Annotated in this window: 21 protein-coding genes; 6 read left to right on the top strand and 15 right to left on the bottom strand. The window is 67.8% G+C overall.

The window, feature by feature from the left end; translation table 11 throughout:
- Window positions 1-69: 69 nt before the first annotated feature.
- The 11 genes from C566_RS0114940 to C566_RS21585 form a co-directional block, all read right to left on the bottom strand.
- A complete protein-coding gene (locus C566_RS0114940; protein ID WP_018775161.1) occupies window positions 70-1,548 on the bottom strand; it encodes an FAD-dependent oxidoreductase in 1,479 nt (492 codons plus the stop codon).
- A gap of 88 nt (window positions 1,549-1,636) precedes the next feature.
- On the bottom strand, window positions 1,637-2,923 hold the full coding sequence (cobA, locus tag C566_RS0114935) for a uroporphyrinogen-III C-methyltransferase (RefSeq protein WP_018775160.1): 1,287 nt from the start codon (window positions 2,921-2,923) through the stop codon (window positions 1,637-1,639).
- 231 nt (window positions 2,924-3,154) lie between these two features.
- Window positions 3,155-3,451 carry a putative quinol monooxygenase gene (locus tag C566_RS0114930; protein WP_018775159.1) on the bottom strand — a complete coding sequence of 99 codons (297 nt, stop codon included), beginning with the start codon at window positions 3,449-3,451 and terminating at the stop codon, window positions 3,155-3,157.
- A 199-nt stretch (window positions 3,452-3,650) separates the two neighbouring features.
- Window positions 3,651-4,589, bottom strand: a complete 939-nt coding sequence (locus C566_RS0114925; RefSeq protein WP_026266728.1) for an ABC transporter permease — start codon at window positions 4,587-4,589, stop codon at window positions 3,651-3,653.
- Entirely contained in the window at window positions 4,579-5,304 is a 726-nt protein-coding gene (locus C566_RS0114920) for an ABC transporter ATP-binding protein (RefSeq protein WP_018775157.1), read from the bottom strand. The genes C566_RS0114925 and C566_RS0114920 overlap by 11 nt, the downstream gene beginning before the upstream one ends.
- A gap of 44 nt (window positions 5,305-5,348) precedes the next feature.
- The gene (locus tag C566_RS0114915) at window positions 5,349-6,527 is read right to left on the bottom strand and encodes an ABC transporter substrate-binding protein (RefSeq protein WP_018775156.1); all 1,179 of its coding nucleotides are present in this window, start codon (window positions 6,525-6,527) and stop codon (window positions 5,349-5,351) included.
- 283 nt (window positions 6,528-6,810) lie between these two features.
- The gene (locus C566_RS0114910) at window positions 6,811-8,241 is read right to left on the bottom strand and encodes a sulfate adenylyltransferase subunit 1 (RefSeq protein WP_018775155.1); all 1,431 of its coding nucleotides are present in this window, start codon (window positions 8,239-8,241) and stop codon (window positions 6,811-6,813) included.
- Window positions 8,241-9,188 carry a sulfate adenylyltransferase subunit CysD gene (gene cysD, locus C566_RS0114905; protein WP_018775154.1) on the bottom strand — a complete coding sequence of 316 codons (948 nt, stop codon included), beginning with the start codon at window positions 9,186-9,188 and terminating at the stop codon, window positions 8,241-8,243. The genes C566_RS0114910 and cysD overlap by 1 nt, the downstream gene beginning before the upstream one ends.
- Window positions 9,185-9,895, bottom strand: coding sequence for a phosphoadenylyl-sulfate reductase (locus C566_RS0114900; RefSeq protein WP_018775153.1), 711 nt, complete (start codon window positions 9,893-9,895; stop codon window positions 9,185-9,187). The genes cysD and C566_RS0114900 overlap by 4 nt, the downstream gene beginning before the upstream one ends.
- Window positions 9,892-11,637, bottom strand: a complete 1,746-nt coding sequence (locus tag C566_RS0114895; RefSeq protein ID WP_026266727.1) for a nitrite/sulfite reductase — start codon at window positions 11,635-11,637, stop codon at window positions 9,892-9,894. Before C566_RS0114895 ends, C566_RS0114900 begins: the two co-directional genes overlap by 4 nt.
- Before the next feature lie 131 nt (window positions 11,638-11,768).
- Window positions 11,769-12,515: a sirohydrochlorin chelatase gene (locus C566_RS21585; RefSeq protein WP_018775151.1), complete on the bottom strand. Its 747-nt coding sequence runs from the start codon at window positions 12,513-12,515 to the stop codon at window positions 11,769-11,771.
- Between the two features lie 61 nt (window positions 12,516-12,576).
- On the opposite strand from C566_RS21585, the gene C566_RS0114885 reads away from it, so the two are divergent.
- The gene (locus C566_RS0114885) at window positions 12,577-13,242 is read left to right on the top strand and encodes a trimeric intracellular cation channel family protein (protein WP_018775150.1); all 666 of its coding nucleotides are present in this window, start codon (window positions 12,577-12,579) and stop codon (window positions 13,240-13,242) included.
- A gap of 20 nt (window positions 13,243-13,262) precedes the next feature.
- Entirely contained in the window at window positions 13,263-13,691 is a 429-nt protein-coding gene (locus tag C566_RS0114880) for a hypothetical protein (RefSeq protein WP_018775149.1), read from the top strand.
- Window positions 13,692-13,822: 131 nt separating this feature from the next.
- Here the strand turns inward: C566_RS0114880 and C566_RS0114875 are convergent, their stop codons facing one another.
- From C566_RS0114875 to C566_RS0114860, 4 genes are all read right to left on the bottom strand, one after another.
- Window positions 13,823-14,659 carry a type IV toxin-antitoxin system AbiEi family antitoxin domain-containing protein gene (locus tag C566_RS0114875; protein WP_026266726.1) on the bottom strand — a complete coding sequence of 279 codons (837 nt, stop codon included), beginning with the start codon at window positions 14,657-14,659 and terminating at the stop codon, window positions 13,823-13,825.
- 477 nt (window positions 14,660-15,136) lie between these two features.
- Window positions 15,137-16,237, bottom strand: coding sequence for a polyprenyl synthetase family protein (locus C566_RS0114870; protein ID WP_018775147.1), 1,101 nt, complete (start codon window positions 16,235-16,237; stop codon window positions 15,137-15,139).
- 9 nt (window positions 16,238-16,246) lie between these two features.
- Window positions 16,247-17,626, bottom strand: a complete 1,380-nt coding sequence (locus C566_RS0114865; RefSeq protein WP_018775146.1) for a geranylgeranyl reductase family protein — start codon at window positions 17,624-17,626, stop codon at window positions 16,247-16,249.
- A gap of 12 nt (window positions 17,627-17,638) precedes the next feature.
- On the bottom strand, window positions 17,639-18,430 hold the full coding sequence (locus tag C566_RS0114860; protein WP_081627345.1) for a demethylmenaquinone methyltransferase: 792 nt from the start codon (window positions 18,428-18,430) through the stop codon (window positions 17,639-17,641).
- Between the two features lie 153 nt (window positions 18,431-18,583).
- Between C566_RS0114860 and C566_RS0114855 the strand changes: the two genes are divergently transcribed.
- The 4 genes from C566_RS0114855 (at window position 18,584) to C566_RS0114840 (ending at window position 22,975) form a co-directional block, all read left to right on the top strand.
- Entirely contained in the window at window positions 18,584-20,002 is a 1,419-nt protein-coding gene (locus C566_RS0114855) for an isochorismate synthase (protein WP_018775144.1), read from the top strand.
- Window positions 20,003-20,241: 239 nt separating this feature from the next.
- Complete coding sequence (locus C566_RS0114850) at window positions 20,242-21,195, top strand: ABC transporter substrate-binding protein (protein WP_018775143.1); 954 nt, start codon at window positions 20,242-20,244, stop codon at window positions 21,193-21,195.
- A gap of 35 nt (window positions 21,196-21,230) precedes the next feature.
- Complete coding sequence (locus C566_RS0114845; RefSeq protein ID WP_018775142.1) at window positions 21,231-22,202, top strand: amino acid ABC transporter permease; 972 nt, start codon at window positions 21,231-21,233, stop codon at window positions 22,200-22,202.
- The gene (locus tag C566_RS0114840; RefSeq protein WP_018775141.1) at window positions 22,199-22,975 is read left to right on the top strand and encodes an amino acid ABC transporter ATP-binding protein; all 777 of its coding nucleotides are present in this window, start codon (window positions 22,199-22,201) and stop codon (window positions 22,973-22,975) included. Before C566_RS0114845 ends, C566_RS0114840 begins: the two co-directional genes overlap by 4 nt.
- Window positions 22,976-22,993 lie beyond the last annotated feature (18 nt).

Here is a 22,993-nt window from a genome sequence, read left to right as displayed (position 1 = left end):
ATTTCGCGCCCGTCCCGGAGGGGATTATGGGCGCGAAGTGACCCCGCGTTGCAGTTGCGAGGCGGGCGTTTAGACCTCTGCGGCCACTCCGCCGCGGGAAATTTCCACCATGTCCTCGCGCGGGACCACCTTGATGCGCTCGCGCTGGACGGCGACGCCGTGCGACCCGCCGGCGGCGGTGGCCTTCTCACCCAGGGCGCGCTCGTGCTCGTCCAGGGCCAGCCAGCCTTCCCAGCTGGTGTACTCGACGCCGCGCCCCGCCAGGAGATCGACGATCGCCTCGGGGGCGGGCGACGCGGCCACCGGCAGGTTCTCGCGGTCCTCGAGCAGGTAGGTCACAGTTTCGAGGGCGTCACCCTTGGTGTGGCCGATCAGTCCCACCGGCCCGCGCTTGATCCAGCCGGTCGCGTAGAGCCCCGGCACGTGGCTGCCGGCGGCGTCCAGGACGCGGCCGCCGTCGTTCGGAACAACGCCCTTGCTGTGGTCGAACTCGACCTCGGGGAGGGCGGAGCCGAAGTAGCCGATGGCGCGGTACACGGCCTGGACCGGGTAGTCGACAAACTCGCCGGTGCCGCGGGCGTTGCCGGTACCGTCCAGTTCGGTGCGCTCGAACTTGATCCCGGCGACGCGGCCGGGGGTCCCGGCGTCGTCTGTTTTTTCTCCGTAGATCTCGACGGGGCTGTGCAGGAAGTGCAGGTGCAGCCGGCGGGACGCGGTGAGCTCGGAGAGGTCCTCGGGCTGTTCGGCGATCCAGTTGGTGAGCGTGCCCACCATGGTCTTGGTCTGGTTGTTGCTCTGGATCTGCCGGTCCGATTCGGCGTCGAACTCGAAGTCCTCGGCGTAGAGGATGATGTCCACGTCCTTGGAGTGGGAGAGTTCGCGCAGTTCCAGGGGCGTGAACTTAACCTGGGCCGGCCCGCGCCGGCCGAACACGTGCACGTCCGTGACGGGCGAGGACTTCAGGCCGGCGTAGACGTTGTCCGGGATTTCGGAGACCAGGAGGTCGTCGGCGTGCTTGGAGAGCATGCGGGCCACGTCGAGGGCCACGTTGCCGTTGCCGATCACGGCGATTTCCTTGGCCTCCAGCGGCCAGTCGCGGGACACATCGGGGTGGCCGTCGTACCAGGACACGAAGTCGGCGCCGCCGTACGAGCCCTCGAGCTCGATGCCGGGGATGTTGAGGTCCGCATCCTTGATGGCGCCGGTGGCGAAGATGATGGCGTCGTAGTGGGTGCGGAGGTCATCGATGGACAAGTCCGTGCCGTAGTCCACGTTGCCGAAGAACCGGATGTCGCCGCGGTCCAGGACCTTGTGCAGGGCGTTGACGATGCCCTTGATGCGGGGGTGGTCGGGGGCCACGCCGTAGCGGATCAGGCCGTAGGGTGCCGGGTAGCGGTCGAAGAGGTCGATGCTGACGGTGAGCTCGCCGCTCTTGACGGCCTCGCTCTTGGTCAGGATGTCCGCGGCGTAGACGCCGGCGGGACCGGAGCCGACGACGGCGACGCGCAGCGGGCGGGCGGCGGTTCCTACGGGGGTGCTAGTTGACACGGCTGTGTTCCTTTGTTCTTCTGCATCCGTTGCTCCACAAACGCCCTTTTGGGGCTTGATAACGGCAGTTATGGAGCAATCGACGGGTTTAGGGGGTCAGTACGCGGGTCTTGGTGGTGCGGGGAGCGTTCGGGGAGGTGGTGCTGTAGTCCGCGGTCTTGAAGTGCGACGGCGCGAACGGGCTGACGCGGACCACGTCGCCGATCACGATCACGGCGGGGTTCGCTACGCCTGCGGCCTCCGCCTGGTCCGCGATGGTCCCGAGGGTTCCGATGGTCACCCGCTGGTTTGGCAGGTATCCATTCTCTACGATGCCAACAGGCGTCTGAAGAGGCAAACCGGCGCGGGCCAGGGAGGCTGCGGAATCGCGCAGCTGGCCCACACCCATGAGCAGGATCACAGTGTGGTCGGCACGGGCCGGAACTTCTGCGAGTTCCTCGTGGCCGGTGACCACACTGAAGCCTTTGGCGAGCCCGCGGTGCGTGACCGGGATGCCGGCGGCGGCTGGTACGGAAATGGCCGACGTGACGCCGGAAACCACTTCAACCTCGACGCCGTGCTGCCGGCAGAATTCGGCTTCCTCGCCGCCGCGGCCCAGCACATAGGGGTCGCCGCCCTTGAGCCGGACCACGCGGTGGCCCTGCAGGGCTTCCTCGACCAGGATCCGGTTGATCTCGGACTGCGGCACCGGATGGTGGCCGGGGGTCTTGCCGACCTCCACCACGCGGACGTCGGGGGCCAGTTCGGCCAGGAGTTCACGCGGGCCGAGCCGGTCCGCCACCACGACGTCGGCCTGGCCAAGGAGCCGGCGGCCGCGGACGGTGATGAGTCCGGTGTCGCCGGGGCCGCCGCCCACGAGGGCCACGGATCCGGGAGTTGCCCCCGTCCCGGAAAGACGGTGCCGGCGCAGCGGCAGGTCTCCGGTGGCCAGGGCGGTGGCGACGGCGTCCCGCAGGGCCATGGCGCGGCGGGGGTCTCCACCGGCGTTGACGGCGATCTTGACGTCGTCCACCACGGCGACGGCGGGCGTCCAGGCGGCGGACGCTTCGTGGTCGGAGGCGTTGACGCACCAGATGCGCTGCGCCTCGGCGTCCGCAGAGACCCGGGCGTCCACGGCGGCGTCGCCGGTGGCGGTCTGGACAAACCAGACGCCGTCGACGTCGGCGGGGCGGTACGGGCGGGGCTCCCAGTTCAGGAGGCCGGCGTCGGCGAGTTCAGTCAGCGCCGGGCAGGCGACCGGTGCCACGACGGTGACGCGGGCTCCGGCGTCGAGCAGGCCCTTGGTGCGCCGGGCGGCCACCGGTCCGGCGCCGACCACCAGCACGGGACGGCCGAGGAGACGCAGCGCCGTGGGGTAAATGTCCTGAATTGCCATGCATCGACGATAGGGCGGCGTCACATAGCGGAACAACGGTGCGGCAACACCAGTTCACGCAAGGTAACGCCGCGTCACATAATTGCGGTCTCGTGTGGGCTCATCCGGGCTTAACTGGGCAGGCTGGGAGCGGTCCGGGGGCACTTTGACGTCCGGAGCAGTCATCTCGGGCCAGAATGACGGCGTGTTTGTGTCAATGTGCCCCCGCCCCGCAGGGGCGCGGGCCACGGCCTACTTCACGGCGATGAGCTCGATGAGTTTGATGTCCGGATCCTTGGCGAGCAGGGCGGGACCGTGTTCGCCGAGTGCGGCGGGGATGGCGCCGCCCAGGTGGGCCTGCCGGTCCTCCTCGGTATCGAAGGTGTCGAAGATGCCGAAGGTGTTCTCGTTGACCCGGAAGGCATACCAGGTGCGCGTTCCGGGCTCGTTCAGCACGATCTCCCGCCCTCCGTTCAGGAAGTCCCAGACGTCCTGTTCCTTCCCCGCTTTGGCTTCGACCAGGGCCAGCACGCCAAATTTTGCTGCCACAGCGACCTCCTAGGAATCGGGCTTTGCATCAGCCGTGGAAGGGGCCGCAACCCGGCCTCTAGGCGCGAGTGTAGGCCCGTGCCCGGGCCCGGGCAAGGAGTCATCGCAAAAGCAACGCGGGGTCACTTACGGCCGATAAACCCAACGGATATCGGCCGTAAGTGACCCCGCGTTGCTTTGGTGGGGCTGGGTGGTGGGTCTAGCGGGTGCTGCCGACCAGGAGGCCCCGGCGGCGGAGCAACCGCTTTTCAATCGGGGCGAACACGAGCAGTTCGATCAGGATTCCGACGGCGAGGATCAGCAGGATCGCGGACATGACGATGGTCATGTCGGACAGGACGCGGCCCTGGTCCAGCATGGAGCCCAGACCGAAGCCGATGGTGCCGCCGACGGCGATGATTTCCGCCGCCATGAGCGAGCGCCACGAGAACGCCCAGCCCTGCTTGAGGCCACCGAGGTACCCGGGCAGGGCCGCCGGCAGGATGATCTGCAGGGCCAGCTGGAGCCGGGACGCACCCAGGACCTTTCCGACGCTGCGGTACTGCGGCGGAATCTGGTCCACACCGGAGATCAGGCCGTTGATGATCGAGGGAATGGCACCCATGAACACCACGAAATACACGGTGGCGTCCGTGATCCCAAACCAGAGAATGGCGGCCGGCACCCAGGCCACCGACGGCAGCACCTGCAGCCCGGAGATCAGCGGCCCGAACGCGCGGCGCAGCGGTGCCACCTGGGCCAGCACGAGACCCACCGGCGTCGCGATCACCACGCTGATCAAGAAGCCCACGACGCCGCGCTGCAGCGAGGTCCAGACGGCCTCTTGAAGCTTGCCCTCGCTCCACAAGGTTCCGACCTGGCCGACGACATCCAGGGGGCCGGGCACGACGTCGCGCCGCTTGAAGCCGAGGGAGACGTACAACTGCCACAGGATAATCAGCACCGCGAGCGCAGCCACCGGCAGCAGGATCCGGCTCCAGTCGATGCGGACCTTGCGGATGGAGTCTGACTGCAGGGAATCGAGGCCCGCTTCGAGCTCGCGAAGATCTTCCTTGCCGGTGGAGGACCGGGTCAGCGCGGCATGGACTTTGCGGGTCTCGGCCGGGGCTTCCGCCACGGGTAGCTGGTTACTTGGCATGGCGGCGGATCTCCTCGCGTAGCCGGGCGGTGATTTCGCCGGTGAGCTGGCCGGCCAGTCCGGCGTCGGTGCGGTGCTCTTCGCTGACGTGCCATTCCCGCACCACGCGGCCGGGCCGGGATGACAGCAGCAGCACGCGCTGGCCAAGCCGGACGGCCTCGCGGACGTTGTGGGTGACGAAGACGATGGTCCGGCCGGTTTCCTTCCAGATGCGTTCCAGCTCGTCATGGAGCAGGTCCCGCGTGATGGCGTCCAGGGCCGCGAAGGGCTCGTCCATGAGGAGCAGCTGGCGGTCCTGGGCCAGCGACCGGGCCAGGGACACGCGCTGGCGCATCCCGCCGGAGAGTTCGTGGGGCCGTTTGTCGCCCGCGCCGCCCAGGTGCACCAGGTCCAGCAACTCCCCCGCCCTGACCCGGCGATCAGCTTTCCCGACGCCGCGGAGCTTCAGGGCCAGCTCGATGTTTTCCCGCGCGGTCAGCCAGGGAAACAGTGCCGCGTCCTGGAACATGAAGGCGGCGCCGTCGCTGGGCACTTCCAGGGCCCCCGACGTCGGGGCCTCCAGTCCCGCCATGATGTTGAGCAGGGTGGACTTGCCGCAGCCGGAGGCACCGAGCAGGGCGACGAACTCGCCCTGCCCGATGGTGGCGTTGACGTCGTCCAGCACCGGGGCGCCGGCGCCGAAGCGCTTGCCCAGGTGTTCCAGTACGACTGGCATGGTCTGGTCCTTACTGTTGTGGCGGGTGGTTGGAGGCCGGGGAGCTACTCTTTGCCGAGCCCTTCGGCGGAGATCTTCTTGCCGGCGGCACTCTCGCTCAGAACACTGTTGAGCGCCGTGAGGTCGAAGATTCCGTTGATGTCGGCCTGCTTGGTGGTGCCGGCGTCGATGCCGTCCTGGAGCAGTTTCTTGTACGTCCCTGCGAGCGGGTCGGTGGTGAAGACGATGTTCTTCAGGGACCTGTCGATGACGTCGGCCGGCAGCGCCTTGCCGGCGGCTGCCTTGAGTCCGTCATTGAGGACGGTGGCTTTCTCGGCGGCGGGCGCCGCGTTGAGCCAGTCCACGGATTCGACATGTCCCTTCAGCAGCGCCTGCACGGTGGCAGGGTGCTCGGCCGCGAACGTCTTGTTGACGATCAGGACGGTGGTGACGAACTCGCCCTTCTCCCACAGGTCCTTCTCGTCGACCAGGACCTTCGCGCCGGCCTGGAGCACCAGGCGGGAGGCCCAGGGCTCGGGCAACCACGCGCCGTCGAGCTTGCCGTCCTGGAACAGCTTGAGGGTCTGCGCGTTCTCGGTCGGGTTGATTGAGACGTCGCCGCTGCCGTCCGTGGAGGTCTTGAACCCCTGCTTGCCGAGCCAGGCGCGGAGGGCCACGTCCTGGGTGCCGCCGAGCTGCGGCGACGCGAGCGTTTTGCCCTTGAGGTCGGCGGCCGAGTTGATGCCGGGCTTGACCACCAGCTGCGCTCCGCCGGACGTTGCGCCGGCAATGATGCTGATGGATTGGCCGTTGCTCTTGACGTAGGAGTTGATGGCGGGGTTGGGCCCGATGTAGGTGGCGTCGATGGCGCCGGCGTTGAGGGCCTCGATCGCGGCCGGGCCGGCGTTGAACACCTGTGTACTGAGCCTGGTCGCCCCGAGGTCCTTGGCGATGAACCCCTTATTGACGCCCACCAGGGCCGGGGCGTGGGTGATGTTGCCAAAGTAGCCGAGCTTGAGCTCGGTGGCCGGGCCGGCGTCCGCCGCGGCCGCTGCCGGGGCGGTTTCCGGGCTGCGGGACAGCGAGGATGCCACGGCGGCGCCGGCGCCGATCAGGAGCACGAGCCCCGCGACGAGGGCGATCTCCAGGGTGCGCTTGCGTTTGGGTTTGCCGGTCTCGCCGGCGACGATCCGGGTGGTGCCGGGCTGCGTGCCGGGCCCGGGGTTTTCGGGGGTGTGTGACATGGGTGAAGTCCTGTTCTGGGGTGTGTGCGGAAGGGCCGGGCGGATGGTCAGCGCCGGCGACATCGCCCCTGGAAGTCCCTGCGGGGGAGGCCGGGGAACCGTTCCTGTGTCTTCATTCATTCACCATAGGGAGTGTCATATTAGGGGTTCAACGGCCCGGAAACCGGGGGTCACGCGGGTTCACGCAGCGTCACATTCGGCCCCAAAAGAGGGCAGCTTGTTTCCCGGACCACCGCCAATGGCGGCCGACCGGGAAACAAGCTGCGCCCGTGTGACACGTGGCCTAGATCGAGTAGCGCTCGTCCTCGTGGTCGCCGGGGTGGTCGTTGACCAGGCCTGCGGCGAGGGTGTTGCCGTCGAGCGGGTCGATCACGAGGAACGCCCCGGTGCGGCGGTGGTGCAGGTAGTTCTCCAGCGGAAGCGGGGCGGCGAGCCGAAGCTGGGCGTGGCCGATGTCGTTCAGCTCCAGGGTGGTGGTCGGCTCCAGGCCGAAGCTGGCGAGGTCCAGCTTGCCCGTCACGTTCCGGACCAGCGCCTGGACGGTGCGGGTGCCGTGCTTGACCAGGACCTTGGCGCCCTCCCGGAGCGGTTTGGGCGAGAGCCAGCACACCGCGGCGTAGAGGTCTGCCGATGCTTCGCGCACGGTCCCGGCGGCCGCGATGGTGTCGCCGCGGGCGACGTCGAATTCATCCGCCAGGCGAAGGGCCACGGACTGCGGTGCTGCCGCCTCGGCGAGCTCGCGGCCAGCGAAGTCGATCCCGGTGACTGTGGTGGTGCGCGGCTCCTGGCCCGGGGTCAGGATGCTGACCTGGTCCCCCACCTTGACCGAGCCTTCGGTGATCTGGCCGGCGTAGGCACGGTAGTCGCGGTACGCCTCCGGATCGAGGCCGCCGGCGATGGCATCCGGAGCCAGCGCGCCCTGCGGCCGGACCACCAGCTGGACCGGGAAACGGAAGCTCTCGAGGTGGCTTTCGAGTTCGTCCGCGGCCGGCAGCGTCTCGAGGACTTCCAGCAGCGCCGGGCCCTCGTACCAGGGCGTGCGGTCCGAGGCATCGACCACGTTGTCGCCGTCGAGCGCGGACACGGGGATGACCCGGAGATCCGCCACGCCATCGGAACCGAGCCCGAGTTCGCGCCCGACCTGCTGGACATCCGCCTCGATCTCGCGGAACACGTCCTCGCTGAAGTCCACGAGGTCGATCTTGTTCACGGCGACGATCACGTGCGCCACCCGCAGCAGCTGCAGCACGGACAGGTGCCGGCGGGTCTGCTCCAGGACACCCTTGCGGGCATCGATGAGCACGACGACGGCGTCCGCGGTGGACGCGCCAGTTACCGTGTTTTTGGTGTACTGCACGTGGCCGGGGCAGTCCGCGAGGATGAAGCTGCGGCGGTCCGTGGCGAAGTAGCGGTAGGCGACGTCGATGGTGATGCCCTGCTCGCGTTCCGCGCGCAGGCCGTCGGTCAGCAGGGCGAGGTCGATCGCTTTTGTGCCGGTGGCCCCTTCGCCGCCGAAGCCGCGGTCCGCGGAGGTGCGGGCGACGGCGTCGAGCTGGTCGGCGAGGATCGCCTTCGAGTCGTGCAGGAGCCGGCCCACCAGGGTGGACTTGCCGTCGTCGACGGAGCCTGCGGTGGCGAAGCGGAACAGCGTGGTGGGCAGCGCCGCGGAGACCAGGTCCGGGCCCGGGCCCGGGAGAAACGTTTCCGTGCTCATTAGAAATAGCCGTCCTTCTTGCGGTCTTCCATGGCGGCCTCGGAGATGCGGTCATCGGCCCGGGTGGCGCCACGTTCGGTGATGGTGGAGGCGGCAACCTCAATGACGACGTCGCGCACCGTGGCGGCGTCCGATTCCACGGCGCCGGTGCAGGACATGTCGCCGACGGTCCGGTAGCGGACGGTCTTGGTGATGACTTCCTCGTGTTCGCGCGGCTGGGAGACTTCGCCGACGGCGCGCCACATGCCGTCGCGGGCAAAGACTTCGCGGCGGTGGGCGTAGTACAGTCCCGGCAGCTCGATGTTCTCGCGCTCGATGTAGCGCCACACATCCAGTTCGGTCCAGTTGCTGATCGGGAACGCGCGGACGTGCTGGCCCACGGTGTGCCGGCCGTTATAAAGGTTCCACAGCTCGGGCCGCTGGTTGCGGGGGTCCCACTGGCCGAACTCGTCGCGCAGGCTCAGGATCCGTTCCTTGGCCCGGGCCTTGTCCTCGTCCCGGCGGCCGCCGCCGAAGACGGCGTCGAACTTGTTGCGCTGGATCGCATCCAGCAGCGGCACGGTCTGCAGCGGGTTCCTGGTGCCGTCGGCACGCTCTGCCAGCTCACCGGAGTCGATGAAGTCCTGGACGGAGCCGACGACGAGCTTCAGGCCCAGCCGCTCCACGGTGCGGTCGCGGAAGTCGATGACCTCAGGAAAGTTGTGCCCGGTGTCCACATGCAGCACCGGGAACGGCACTTTACCCGGCCAGAAGGCCTTCGTGGCCAGGTGCAGCATCACCACGGAATCCTTACCGCCGGAGAACAAGAGGGCAGGCCTCTCGAACTCGGCGACGACCTCGCGGATGATGTGGATGGCCTCGGACTCAAGGGTGTCCAGGCTGGAGAGTCGTGTGGAAACGGGAGCGTCGGTCACCTGCGTGGGCTCCTCAGTCAGGAAAGTGCTCATACGTGTAGTCCGCATTCTGTCTTGTCGGTTCCTGCCCAGCGTCCGGCGCGGGGGTCGTCGCCGGGCGCCACCTTGCGGGTGCAAGGCTGGCAGCCAATGGACGGGTAGCCCTGTGAAAGCAGCGGGTTGACGGGAAGAAGATTGTCGTCGGAGTACTGCACCAGCTGGTCGAAAGACCACGCCGCCACCGGGTTGACCTTGACCAGGCCGTTGGCCTCGTCCCAGGTGACCAGCGGCGTGTTGGTGCGGGTGGGGGCCTCGTCGCGGCGGACCCCGGTGAACCAGAGCTCGTAGCCGGCCAGGGTGCGGCGCAGCGGCGCCACCTTACGCAGGGCGCAGCACTGAGCGGGGTCGCGGGCGAAGAGGTCCTTGCCCAGGAGCCGGTCCTGCTGCTCCACGGTGTTCTCCGGCAGCACGTCCACGACGTTGACGCGCAGGTTGGCTGCCACCTCGTCGCGTGTCGAGTGCGTCTCCGGGAAGTGGTAGCCGGTCTCCAGGAACAGGACGTCGACGCCGGGAAGCTGGTCCGCGACCAGCGCCGGGAGGACCGCATCCGCCATGGAGCAGGCGACGGCGACCGTCGGCAGCTCGAAATTGCGGGCCACCCAGGCAATGACGTCGCGGGCCGGGGCGTCCCAGCCGAGCTCGGCGGCACCGGCCTCGGCGAGGGCCTTGAGCTCGTCGTGGGTGCGGAGGACTGCGGTCACTGAAGGTCACCTTCCTCCGCGGCGAAGGCCCACTCGGCGAAGCTTTGGCCCTCGGAGCGGTCGGCGACGAACTTGCGGACCACGCGTTCAACGTAGTCGGGCAGTTCCCCGGCCGTGACCTTGAGGCCCCGGACGGTGCGGCCCAGGCCTGCCTCCTCGCGGCTGTCGGACGCGAGCCCGCCGCCGAGGTGGACCTGGAAGCCCGGGGTGGGGTCGCCGTCGGGCGTTGGCAGCATCATGCCCTTGAGGCCGATGTCCGCCGTCTGGATCCGGGCGCAGGAGTTGGGGCAGCCGTTGATGTGCAGGGACAGCGCCTGGGGCAGCTGCTTGCTCTCGGCGAGGTCGGCCAGACGGCGCTCCAGTTCGGCAACCGCCGTCGCCGCGGTCACCTTCGTTTCCACGATGGCGAGCTTGCAGAACTCGATGCCGGTGCAGGCGATGGTGCCGCGCCGGAACACGGACGGGCGGGCGGACAGGCCCAGCGCGTCGAGCTCGGCCACGAGCGGGTCCACCTCGTCCTTGGGCACGTCGAGGACCACGAGCTTCTGGTGCGGGGTGGTGCGCAGGCGCTGCGAGCCGCGGGCCTCCAGGGTGTCCGCGAGCTTGACCAGCTGGCTGCCGGAGAGGCGGCCGGCCAGCGGGGTGGCGCCGATGAAGAACTTGCCGTCCTTTTGTTCGTGCACGCCGATGTGGTCGCCGGGCGTGGAGGGCTTCGGAGCGGCCGGGCCGTCGGCGAGCTTGTAGCCGAGGTATTCGTCCTCGAGGACCTGGCGGAACTTCACCGGTCCCCAGTCGGCCAGCAGGAACTTCAGGCGGGCCTTGGTGCGCATGCGCCGGTAGCCGTAGTCGCGGAAGATGCTGGTGACGCCGAGCCACACGTCGGCGGCCTGGTCCGGCCGGACGAAGGCGCCGAGGCGCTTGCCCAGCATGGGGTTGGTGGAGAGCGCGCCGCCCACCCAGAGGTCGTAGCCGATGCCGAGTTCGGGGTGGACCAGGCCAACCAGGGCGACGTCGTTGATCTCGTGCACCACGTCCTGGCTGGGGTGGCCGGTGATGGCGGTCTTGAATTTGCGCGGCAGGTTGGCCAGTTCCGGGTCGCCGATGAATCGCTCGGCGAGTTCCTGGATCAGCGGCGTGGGGTCGATGATCTCGTCCTTGGCGATGCCCGCCACCGGGGAGCCGAGGATCACGCGGGGCACGTCGCCGCAGGCTTCCGTGGTGGACAGCCCCACGCCCTCGAGTCGGCGCCAGATCTCGGGCATGTCTTCGACCCGGATCCAGTGCAGCTGGATGTTCTGGCGGTCCGTGAGGTCGGCCGAGTCGCGGGCGAAGTCCACGGAGATCTGGCCGATGACGCGCAGCTGCTCGGTGGTGAGCGCACCGCCGTCGATCCTGACCCGGAGCATGAAGTATTTGTCTTCGAGCTCGTGCGGCTCAAGCGTGGCAGTCTTGCCGCCGTCGATCCCGGGTTTGCGCTGGGTATAGAGCCCCCACCAGCGGAAGCGGCCGTGCAGGTCGGTGCCGTCGATCGAGTCGAAGCCGTGCTTGGAGTAGACGGACTCGATACGCTCGCGGACGTTGAGGCCGTTGTCTTCCTGTTTCCAGGTCTCGTTGGCGTTCAGCGGGGCGGTGCCGTCCACTTTCCACTGCCCGTGCGGCTTTGCGGCCGGGCGGGAAGGGCGCTTGGTGCGGCCGGAGGCAGCCTCGTCCGTGGACGCTCCGGCTAGAGCTGTATCAGTCATGCATCGACTGTAGGGGCGGCCGTAATCCCGTCACAAAGGGTCAGAAACGGGGAGTCACCTAGGGCAACATTTCGTCACGAACCGCCGGAAACCCTTGAAGTCGCCCACCGGCTGTGCATCTGCGCGGACTGTCAGGGCAGGGGTTGCGATGACCCGGCCAGCGCCGCGTCGAAGCGTTCCAGGGCAATTTCGGCGAGGACGGGCGAGGGCAGCAGGGGCGCCGTCACAAGGTCCGCGCCGGCCTTGGCCAGTTGGTCGTGGAAGAATCCGGGCGCCAGAAGATACGAGGCGATGACCACCCGTCCGCCAAGGTCCACCGCTCCTGCCGACTCCCCCGCACCGGCACCGCCGGCGGCTTCCTCGCGGAGCATGGCGACTGCGTCGGGAACCGAGGGTTTGGCGGAGGCGCCGTAGGCGGCCACGACCCGGTTGGAACGCAGGGCGCGGAGCTGTTCCGTGAGTTCCTCGACACTCTGTGCGGCTCTGGGATCGGAGGAACCGGCGGCGGCGAGGACCACGGCGTCGTTGTCCGTTACCCCGGCCTCGCGCAACCGCTGGTCCAGCAGCGCTGCGAGCCGCGGATCCGGCCCGAGCGGCGCCGCGGCCAGGGAGTTGGGCCGGCTCTTCACGGCGCGGGCGATGTCCACCTTGACGTGGTACCCGACGCTGAGCAGCAGCGGAACCACGACGGCGGTCTCCCCCGCCGGGAGCCCCGCCACGACGGCCGGCAGGTCCGGGTCCTGCACGTCGACGTAGGCCTCGCGGACATCCAGCCCGGGACGGAGCCCGGCGATGCCGTCCCGGAGCGCGTTGACCTCCGCTGCCCCCTGCGGGCTCGACGTGCCGTGGGCGCAGGCGATCAGGATGGGGGTATTCATAGCCGTTAGCGTAACCTTGGAGCCGCCCTATCCGCCCCCTTGCAATCGACCGGGACGCTTCATGACCTTCTCCTTCAGCCTTGTCCTGGTCTGGCTTGACCTCGCCGGCGTGTTCTTCTTTGCGGTCTCCGGCTCGCTGCTCGCGGCGCGGAAGCAGTTCGACATCATCGGCTCGTTGCTCCTGGCCTCGGTGGTGAGCCTGGGCGGCGGCGTCATCCGCGACATCATCATCAACGCAGGCCCGCCCGCCGCGTTCACCAACCCGGCGTATCTGGCGCCGCCCCTGTTTGCCACGGTGTTGGTGTATTTCCTGTTCTCCAGCGTCCAGCGCTTCACGTCGCTGCTGGTCCTGTTCGACGCCGGCGGGCTGGCCCTGTTCTGCATTACCGGCACACTGAAGGCCCTGGCCGCGGGGATGAATCCTGTGGCCGCCGTCCTGCTGGGTGTCACGACGGCGGTGGGTGGCGGCCTGCTGCGGGACATCACCGCCAACGAAGTGCCTCAGCTCTTCGACCCCAAGGATCTGTACGCGCTGCCGGCGTTCGCCGGGTCGGCGTCGACCGTGCTCCTGTCCCTCACGGGGACCTTCACCGCAGTGACCGCGTGCGCCGTCGCCGGGATTGTCTTCGCCTTCCGGGTCACGGCCTGGCGGCGCCACTGGTACGTTCCGCTGGCGGTGCGCGGCTGGCACCGTCTGGGCCTGGACACCGCGGAAAACGACCGCTGAGGATTAGCTAGGATAAGACCATGACTGACATGTTCCTCGAGAAATTCCGCGCGCTTGTCCCGAAGTATCTCGAAGACGAATGGCAGGAAGAAGATGGCCTCCCGGCCGAGGAGCTCGATGCCGCCCTCGCTGAACACCAATTCCAGGTCCCGCTGGTCCTGCGCGAGTTCTACCTGGCCGTCGGCGGCTGCGAGGACATCATGGAGGCCTACCACTACTTCTGGGACCCCGAAGAGCTCGAAGTAGATGACGAGGGTTTCCTCATGTTCCTCGAGGACGAGGAAGAGCAGTTCACCTGGGGCTTCCGCGTCGGGGACCTCAGCATCCCGGATCCCATCGTGTACCGCCGCAACAACGCCCGCGGCCAGTGGAAGAGCGAGGAAGGGACCTTCTCCGAATTCGTCTTCGACATGTTCGAATGGGCCTTCAACGACGAGGACGAAGACTAGGCCTTCAAGGCTTCCCCCCTGGCCGGGCCCGGCGGTCTGGGGGCACTTTGACACTGACACGCCGTAATCCGGCCCGGGGATCCCCGGCTCAGGCGCCAATGTAGCCCCGGACGGCCGCCGCGACCTGCCCGTCACGGCCTGAAAGCCCCACTGCGCCACAACTCCAGCACCGCCAGCACCTCCGCAACCATCCGCTCCGGGTGATGGACGACGTCGTCGTAACCGAACCTGAGCACCAGGTAGCCGCCGATGAGGCTTGCGTTGTTCCGCCGCCGGTCCTTCTTGACTTGCAGCGGCTCCAGGTGCGAGGCACCATCAGTCTCCACGACGATGCAGTCCTCGACGAGGAAGTCCACCTCCCCTACCCCGGGAATCTCCACATGTCGGCGCACGTGCAGCCCGGCCCTTTGGAAAGCGGTGTTGGCGAGGACTTCCAGCAGCGAATCGGCCCGGGCAATGACGAGGGCCAGCACCGACCTGGCGCGGCCGTTGCGGTTGCCCCCGAGTTTGCTGCGGAGGAAGGCCAGGCTGATGTCCCCGCGGCCCACAGCAAACTGGACCATGACAAGGGCCTCCAATGCAGGCAGACAATGGAGTGCATGGATCAGGACGTCCGCGAGTCCGGCCATGGGCAGCCACGGGTGCCGGACGTGCCTGCAGTTGCCGTGGGCCACGGTGCCCGGCGGTGCCGCCCGGTGCCCAAGAGACAAATGCATGGACTGGGCCGGCGCCAAAGTCCACAAGGCGTAGCCCGGAGCGGCCGAGAGGCACGTCAGCAACCCCTTCAGTTCGCGCGCCGCCCGGTAGACGCCGGAATCCTGCGGAAGCCCATATTGCCCGCGGCGGATCCTCACCACGGTGCCCTGGGCCACGGCCTTGGCAAGTCGGTGGCGGCTGAATCCAGCTCGGCCAAGGTCCGCCGTGGTGGCCGTCCCTCCCCGTGAAGCAAGATAAGTGGCAACGTCCATTCTGCCAATGTGCCCTGTCGGGGATCTTTAGGGCCCGGCCCGGTTGTGCCATGTGGAAAACCTCGGACCGGACACCCCGTGCCGCTGCGGGGCACTTTGACGCCAACACGCCGAGAAAACAGCCTGGAACCAGTCCGCACACGGCAAAGTGGCCCCGCACAGCCGAAAGATACGCCGGCGGCCCCAGGTTGCCCCGGGCTCCGCCAAGCTGCCGACGAAACCTGTGACAAATCAAATTACAAAACCTCTGGACAGTATTACAAAGTTGTCATATGCTCTTTCTTGGGTTCACCAAATGCCTCCGGTGGATCTGATGCGAACGGAGAAATGGCCCCGGTTCGGCACAACGGAAGACTCGAACGTTGTGAGGAACCGGGGCCATTCCGTTTAAGCCGGAGGCCCGGCTACGCGGCGGGCCGGGCTTAGCCAGAGGCCCGGCTCAGCGGCCGGTCTGGCTATAAGCCGGAGGCCGGGGACCTAGCTGCTGCGGTCCACTACGGCGTGGGCAAAGCTGGTCAGCGAGGCCTTCACGACGCCTTCGGGCAGCGGGGCAAGGGCGGCAATGGCCTCATCGGCCCAGGCGCGTGCCACCACCCAGGACTGTGCGGTGACGGGGTGTTCCCGGAGTCCGGCCACTGCGGCGGCCAGGGCCTCATCCGAGCTGAGGTCGCCGTCGATCAACGTCAGCAGTTCGACGGCAGCCTGATCGCCGTCGCGGGCCGCGTTGCGCAGCAGCAGCACGGGCAGGGTGGGGACGCCTTCGCGCAGGTCGGTCCCCGGCGACTTGCCGGACTTGACCTTGATCCCGGTGACGTCGATGACGTCGTCGGCGAGCTGGAAGGCCACGCCCACCTTCTCGCCGTACTCAACCAGGATGGGCTCGTAGGCTTCGTCGGCGCCGGAGAAGATCGCGCCAAGCTGCCCGGAGGCGGCCACGAGCGAGCCGGTCTTGTCCGCGATGACGGAGAGGTAGTGCGCCAAGGGGTCCTCGTCCGGGCGCGGTCCCACGGTCTCGTGCAGCTGGCCCAGGCAGAGCCGTTCAAAGGTGCGGGCCTGGATGCCAAGCGCCCGGGACCCAAGCTCCGAGACCAGGATGGAGGCGCGCGCAAAGATGAGGTCGCCGGTCAGGACCGCGACGGAGTTGCCCCAAACCTCGTGGGCCGTCGGCGCCCCCCGGCGGAACGGCGCGGAGTCCATGACGTCGTCGTGGTAGAGGGTGGCGAGGTGCGTCAGTTCGACGACGACGGCGGCCTGCACCACTGCGGGCAGGGAGGCATCGCCGAGGTGGGCGCACAGCAGGGTCAGCAGCGGCCGGATGCGCTTACCGCCGGCTTCCACGAGGTGACGCGACGTTGCGTCAGCCAGGGGATCGGAGTTGGCGATGGCTTCGCGCAGCTTCTTCTCGACGCGCGCCAGGTTGGTGGTGAGCGCGGGGCCCAGCTCGGGGTCGCCCGCAATGGCCGAGAAGCCTGCCGGCAGTTGGAGGCCGGTGGCGATCGCGGTGGTGTTGAGGCTGGGTTCAGCGCTCGGCAGGCCGTGTCCGGCGTGCGTCCAGCTTTGGTCTGCAGAGTTGGTCACGGGTTAACCCTAACTTTTTGTTGCGGAAACCGCGGAGTTGGTGCCGGAGCGCGGAACACTGTCCGTGGTGGGTGCGGCCTTGTTGGACGTTGCCTGATTGGACGTGGCTGGAACCAGGGACTCCAGGACCCGGATGACCCGGTCCTCAAAGCCCTTGGCGGCAGGATCGGTGAGGTTGGCCAGCATCCGCACCACGAAACGCATGAGCACGGGGACAGGCATGCCGGTCCGGAGGGCCAGTTTCATGACGGCCGGCTTGCCGATCAGGGCGGCGAACGCCCGGCCCAGCGTGAAGTGTGAGCCCCACTGCTGCCGCACGTAGTCGGCGTACCGGGCAAGGTGCGCGTCGGCGGCCCTGGCAGCCTCCGTCCCGGACCCCCAGCCGGCGGACGCGGACCGGGCAGCGGCGTCGGCGATGAATTCGGCCGCGAAGCGTGCGGACTCCATGGCGTAGGAGATGCCCTCGCCGTTGAAGGGGGAGACCATGCCGCCGGCGTCGCCGAGGAGCAGCAGGCCCGGAGAATAGTGCGGGGTGCGGTTGAAGCCCATGGGCAGCGCGGCGCCGCGGATCTCGCCCACCTGGTTCTCCGGGGTGAAGCCCCAGTCGGTGGGCATGCCGGCGGTCCATTCGCGCAGCACCTGCTTGTAGTCCAGCTTGCCGAAGTCCTTCGAGGAGTTCAGGATGCCCAGGCCCACGTTGGAGGTGCCGTCGCCGACGCCGAACACCCAGCCGTAGCCGGGCAGGAGTTTGCCGTCGCGGCCGGGAAGCTCGAGCCAGCCTTCCATCCAGTCGTCCTCGTGCCGCGGCGAGGTGAAGTAGGTCCGCACGGCCACGCCGAGCGGGCGGTCGTCGCGCTTGCCGATGCCCAGTGAGACGGCGGTGCGCGTCGAGTTCCCGTCCGCGGCGAGGACGACGTCGGCACTGAAGTCGCGCGTCTCGCCGGTCTTGCGCCCGGAGTTGTCCAGCAGCGCGGCGCGCACGCCGGTCACCCGGCCGTCCTCGGACCGGAGGGCCTCGGTGACGCTGTGGCGTTCGAGCACGACGGCGCCCGCGGACTGGGCATGGCGGGCGAGCTGTTCGTCGAAGCCGAGCCGGGTCCGGATCAGCCCGTACTGCGGGAAGTCGGCAACCTCCGGCCAGGGCAGTTCGATCGTGCGGCCGCCGGCGATCAGGCGCAGGCCCTTGTTCCGCCGCCAGCCGTCGGTTTCGGGATGGGCGAGTCCCAGCTTCTGGATCTCACGGACCGCGCGCGGGGTGAGTCCGTCGCCGCAGACCTTCTCGCGCGGAAAGCTGGTTTTCTCCAGCACCGTGACGTCAATGCCGGCTTTGGCAAGGTAGTAGGCGGCGGTGGATCCGGCCGGGCCCGCCCCGACGATCAGTACATTCACAGCAGGGATCGGCTATCGGCCGGGCCGGGTGATGTTGCGGCGCAACTTGGCGACGGGTCCGGTATGGGCGGCCAGCGCCGCAGCGCCGGCGGCAGGGCCGGTTGAGGGGTCTGCCGGTTTCTGGGCCCGGTGCACGGCGACGATGCCGCCGCTGAGGTTGCGGTAGGTGACGGTTTCCCAGCCAGCCTCCTGCAGCCAGGCCGCGAGGTGGTCCTGGTCCGGCCAGGCCCGGATGGACTCGGCGAGGTAGACGTAGGCGTCGGGGTTGGAGGAGACCTTGACGGCGATGGCCGGCAGGGCCCGCATGAGGTATTCGGTGTACATGGTGCGCCACAGGGGCACCACCGGCTGGGAAAACTCCGCGATGACCAGCCGGCCGCCGGGCTTGGTGACCCGAAGCATCTCGGCCAGGGCCTTCTTCGGCTCGTTGACGTTGCGCAGGCCAAAGGAGATCGTGCTGGCGTCGAAGGTGTTGTCGGCGAATGGCAGGCGGGTGGCATCCCCGGCGATGAAGTCGATGTCCGGGCGGCGGCGCTTGCCCACCTTGAGCATGCCGAGGGAGAAATCGCAGGCGATGACGTTGATGCCTGCGTCGGCGTACGGCTCGCTGGACGTGCCCGTGCCCGCGGCGAGGTCCAGGACGCGCTGGCCGGCCGATACGCCCATGGCCTCGACCACCACTTTGCGCCAACGCCGCGTCTGCCCCAAGGACAGGACGTCGTTGACGACGTCGTATTTGGGGGCGACGTCGTCAAACATCGTGGCTACTTCGTCCGGACGCTTATCCAAGGATGCTCGGTTCACCCTGACATTGTCTCAAATGATCGGCGCTCCCACGAACGGACCGTCAATTGACGCGGCTTTCACCTGCGGCAACGGCCGCGGCACCCTCGTCCGGGCCCTGCCGACTCGTGTATATCCACCCAACGGGCGATCACGGGCTAGTGTTATGCCATCATGACGAGCACGTTCCGCACCTTGACAGTTCCCCTCGATGCCGAAACTTTCCCCGGGGGCCTGCCGTCGTTTCTGGTCCGGGATGATGTCCTCTGCTGGACCCGCCGCGAGGCCGGGCTCGTGGGCTTCGGCGAGATCGCCCGATTCACCGCCACCGGCCCCGAGCGGTTCCTGGAGGCGGACATCTGGTGGCGCCACCAGGTCCTGGAGGCAGAGATCGAGGACCGTGTGGGCTGCCCCGGCACCGGCCCCGTTGCCTTCGGATCCTTCGCCTTCTCCAAGGCTTCCGCCCATGAATCCCGGCTGCTGGTCCCGGAAATCGCTGTGGGGCTCCGCGACGGCCAGGCCTGGCTGACCCAGCTCACGTTCGACGACGGCGAACTCACCGAAGCCGGCGCCCGCGCCGCCCTGGACCGCTGGCTTGGCAGCACGAGCACCAACCCCGGCTCAAATCCCGGCGCCAGCGCCAACCCCGGCACAAGTCCCGGGGCCCGAGTGACCGTGGTGGACGACCCGGTGCCTGCGGCCGCGCAGGCGGGTGGCGCCGTCGTACGTCCTTTGCCTTTGGCCGCAGGGGCCACGTTGCACACCGGCTCGCTCAGCGAGGAAGACTGGATGGCCGCCGTTGCCGCCGGCGTCGCAGAGATCCGGACCGGCGCCCTGGAGAAGCTGGTACTGGCCCGCGACGTCGTGGCCACCGTCCCCACCGGCGTCAAGGCCGCCCAGGTGCTCCGCGAGCTGTCCGCCCGGTACCGCGAATGCTGGACGTACGGTGTGGACGGGCTGGTGGGGGCTACGCCGGAGATGCTGATCCAGGTGGAGGGCCGCACCGCACAGGCCCGGGTCCTGGCCGGCACCCTGGACCGCCGCGACGCCGACGGCATGGACGGCTCCCCGCTGGAATTCGCCGAGCGCGTCCTCGCCGGCTCCGAGAAGCAGCGGCACGAACACGACATCGCGATCCAGTCCCTGACCACGCAACTGGCCCCGTTTTCCGAGGCCATGAACGCGCACAGCGAGCCCTTCATCCTCGAACTGCCCAATGTGTGGCATCTGGCGTCGGACGTCAAGGCCGAACTGGCCGAGGTGGAAGGCCACGTCCCCACCTGCCTGGCCCTGATCAATGCACTGCATCCGACTGCGGCCGTGTGCGGCACTCCCACCACTGTGGCCGGGGCGCTCATCCGCAAGCTCGAGCATCTGGACCGCGGCCCGTACGCCGGGCCGGTCGGCTGGCTCGACGCGGCCGGCAACGGCGAGTGGGGCATCGCCCTGCGCGGCGCCGTCATCGAATCCCCGCACACGGTCCGGCTCTACGCGGGCTGTGGCGTGGTGGACGGCTCGGTTCCCGAGACCGAGCTCGCCGAGACGTGGGCGAAGTTCCGCCCCATGCTGGAGTCGCTCGGCATCAGCAGCTAGCCCGTGGTGCTGGCGGCACCGGCCCTGGCGAATTGGACACACCGATCTGGCACCGCGCGAGCCGTCGAACGGGCAGGAATCCGGGATCACAGACAGAGCGGGCATTGAAGATATTGCATTTGGGTCTGGTTTAGTTATCCAATAGTGAAACTTAGTTTTCTGTGACGTACATCTCTTGTTCGGCGATACACTATAAATCGGCCTCGTTATGCATCCCTCCGGCAACAAAAGGTAAGAAAATGCAGATCTCCCCTTCGCTCCTGAGCAACCCCGCACTGAAGGTCGCCACGGTGCTCGCCGTGAGCGCATTGGCCCTCACGGCCTGCACGAACGCCTCCGAGACCGGGACCGGCGGCGCGGCAACCGCTTCGGGCAGTGCCGCGGCCAGCTTTGACCCCAGCACGATCCAGAAGGACGATGCCCTGGCGGCCGCGTTGCCCGAGTCGATCAAGGCCAAAGGCACTCTGACCGTGGGCTCGGATACCTCCTACGCCCCCGCGGAATTCCTCGGCACCGACGGCCAGACCCCCGTGGGCTACGACGTCGACATCGCCAAGGCGATCGGCGCCGCGCTCGGCCTGAAGGTCCAGGTCCAGACGGCTGAATTCACCGGCATCCTTCCGGCCCTCGGCCCGAAGTACGACCTCGGCATCTCTTCCTTCACGATCAACCCGGAACGGCTTGCCGCGGTGAACATGGTCAGCTACTACCAGGCAGGTACCGGCTGGGCCGTGCAGAAGGGCAACCCGAAGAAGATCTCCCTCGATGACCTGTGCGGCAAGTCCATTGGTGTGCAGACCGGCACCATCCAGGAAGATCCGGACCTCTCGGACCGCAATAAGAAGTGCATCGCCGAGGGCAAGCAGCCCATCAACATCGTGACGCTCAAGACCCAGACGGACATCACCACCCGACTGGTCAACGGCAGCATCGATGCCATGGCCGCCGACTCCCCCATCATCGGATACGCACTGACCCAGACCAACGGCCAGATCGAGAAGCTCGGCGAGGTCTACGATTCTGCTCCCCAGGGCATCGCCGTCGCCAAGTCGGACATGGCGCTGGCCGACGTCGTCCAGAAGACCATGACCAAGCTGATGGAAGACGGCTCCTACAAGAAGATCCTTGAGGGCTGGGGCGTCACCGACGGTGCCATCACCAAGTCCGAGGTCAACCCGGCGGCGGCGTCTTGAGCCTTCCAACAACCGGACCCGCAACAGGGGCAGAGATGGACAGCCAGCAGGACACTGAAGCAGCTCCGGTACTGAACAATGCGGTGCCGGTGCGGCACCCCGGCCGCTGGATCAGCGCCGCCATCATCATCGCCGTCCTTATCGGCTTCCTGCAGAGCCTGTTCACTAACCCCAACTTCCGCTGGGATGTCGTCGGCACCTACATCCTGGACACCAAGGTGGTCCAGGGCGTTGTCTGGACCCTGGTCCTGACCTTTGCCTCTATGGTCCTGGCTATTGTTCTGGCCATCCTGCTGGCCTTCATGCGGCAGTCCGATAACCCGGTGTTCCGCTGGTCCAGCTGGACCTGGGTCTGGTTCTTCCGCGGCACCCCGATCTACACCCAGCTGCTCTTCTGGGGACTCGCGACTGTTCTCTATCCGACGATCGTCCTAGGAATCCCGTTTGGTCCTGACCTAGTCACCTGGGTGACCTCGGACCCCACCCACGGCCTGATCCCGGCCATCCTGGGCCTGGGTCTGAATGAGTCCGCGTACCTCGCCGAGATCTTCCGGGCCGGCCTGAAGTCCGTGGACCAGGGCCAGAGTGAGGCCGCCGAGGCCCTCGGCATGACAAAGGGCAAGATCATGCGGCGTATCATCCTGCCGCAGGCTATGCGCGTCATCGTGCCGCCCACCGGCAACGAGACCATCGGCATGCTGAAGACCACGTCGCTGGTCCTGGCGGTGCCGTTCACGCTGGACCTGACCTTCGCGACGAACGCCCTGGCCAACCGGATTTACCTTCCCATTCCGCTGCTGATTGTCGCTGCTTTCTGGTACCTCGTCATCACCAGCATCCTGATGGTGGGCCAGCACTTCATTGAGGCGCACTACGGCAAGGGCGTGGACAACCGGGTTCCGGCAGCGATCAACCCCGCTGCCGCCAAGGCGTCCGCGGCCGTGGCCCCCAGTGCCAAGGCCGAGCCGGACCTCAAGATGGACTTCCCCGAGGAGGAGGCGAAATGACGATCACCACTGAGCAGCCGTTGGTCAAGATCGAGGGCCTTCACAAGTACTACGGAACACACCACGTGCTGCGTGGCATCGACCTGACCGTCAACCAGGGCGAGGTGTCCGTTGTGATCGGCCCGTCCGGTTCGGGCAAGTCCACCATGCTGCGCTGCGTGAACCTGCTGGAGACCATCAGTGCCGGGCGTATTTCGGTTGGCGGCGACCTCATCGGCTACCGCGAGGTCAAGGGCAGGCTCCATGACCTGAAGACCAAGGAAATCGCCGCCCAGCGCCGCGAGATCGGCATGGTCTTCCAGCGCTTCAACCTGTTCCCGCACAAGACCGCGCTGCAGAACGTCATGGAAGCCCCGGTCCAGGTCAAGGGCCAGTCAAAGGCCGTCGCGCGCAAACGCGCCCTGGAGCTGCTGGACCGGGTGGGTCTCGGCGACCGCGCCGGACACTACCCCTCGCAGCTCTCCGGCGGCCAGCAGCAGCGCGTGGCTATTGCCCGGGCCCTGGCCATGGACCCCGAACTCATGCTGTTCGATGAGCCCACGTCCGCGCTCGACCCGGAACTCGTGGGCGATGTCCTGAACGTGATGAAGGACCTCGCCAAGTCGGGCATGACCATGATTGTGGTGACCCACGAGATCGGCTTTGCCCGGGAGGTCGGTGACCGCCTGACCTTCATGGACGGCGGCGTCGTTGTGGAGTCGGGCGACCCGCGGGAGGTTCTGGCCAATCCCCAGCACCCCCGCACCAAGGAGTTCCTGAGCCGGGTGCTGTAGTTCCGGTATTCCGCATCG

The organism is Arthrobacter sp. 131MFCol6.1 (assembly GCF_000374925.1).
In the GTDB taxonomy this organism is placed as follows: Bacteria; Actinomycetota; Actinomycetes; order Actinomycetales; family Micrococcaceae; genus Arthrobacter.
This window is presented reverse-complemented; position numbering and strand designations above follow the sequence as displayed.

Bases quoted from the DNA above. Each gene is read 5' to 3' on its own strand.
- cysD (WP_018775154.1), bottom strand. From the start codon at position 9,188: ATGAGCACTTTCCTGACTGAGGAGCCCACGCAGGTGACCGACGCTCCC.
- C566_RS0114850 (WP_018775143.1), top strand. From the start codon at position 20,242: ATGCAGATCTCCCCTTCGCTCCTGAGCAACCCCGCACTGAAGGTCGCC.
- C566_RS0114875 (WP_026266726.1), bottom strand. From the start codon at position 14,659: ATGGACGTTGCCACTTATCTTGCTTCACGGGGAGGGACGGCCACCACG.
- C566_RS0114910 (WP_018775155.1), bottom strand. From the start codon at position 8,241: ATGAGCACGGAAACGTTTCTCCCGGGCCCGGGCCCGGACCTGGTCTCC.
- C566_RS21585 (WP_018775151.1), bottom strand. From the start codon at position 12,515: ATGAATACCCCCATCCTGATCGCCTGCGCCCACGGCACGTCGAGCCCG.
- C566_RS0114845 (WP_018775142.1), top strand. From the start codon at position 21,231: ATGGACAGCCAGCAGGACACTGAAGCAGCTCCGGTACTGAACAATGCG.
- C566_RS0114855 (WP_018775144.1), top strand. From the start codon at position 18,584: ATGACGAGCACGTTCCGCACCTTGACAGTTCCCCTCGATGCCGAAACT.
- cobA (WP_018775160.1), bottom strand. From the start codon at position 2,923: ATGGCAATTCAGGACATTTACCCCACGGCGCTGCGTCTCCTCGGCCGT.
- C566_RS0114895 (WP_026266727.1), bottom strand. From the start codon at position 11,637: ATGACTGATACAGCTCTAGCCGGAGCGTCCACGGACGAGGCTGCCTCC.
- C566_RS0114925 (WP_026266728.1), bottom strand. From the start codon at position 4,589: ATGCCAAGTAACCAGCTACCCGTGGCGGAAGCCCCGGCCGAGACCCGC.
- C566_RS0114840 (WP_018775141.1), top strand. From the start codon at position 22,199: ATGACGATCACCACTGAGCAGCCGTTGGTCAAGATCGAGGGCCTTCAC.
- C566_RS0114915 (WP_018775156.1), bottom strand. From the start codon at position 6,527: ATGTCACACACCCCCGAAAACCCCGGGCCCGGCACGCAGCCCGGCACC.
- C566_RS0114885 (WP_018775150.1), top strand. From the start codon at position 12,577: ATGACCTTCTCCTTCAGCCTTGTCCTGGTCTGGCTTGACCTCGCCGGC.
- C566_RS0114880 (WP_018775149.1), top strand. From the start codon at position 13,263: ATGACTGACATGTTCCTCGAGAAATTCCGCGCGCTTGTCCCGAAGTAT.
- C566_RS0114920 (WP_018775157.1), bottom strand. From the start codon at position 5,304: ATGCCAGTCGTACTGGAACACCTGGGCAAGCGCTTCGGCGCCGGCGCC.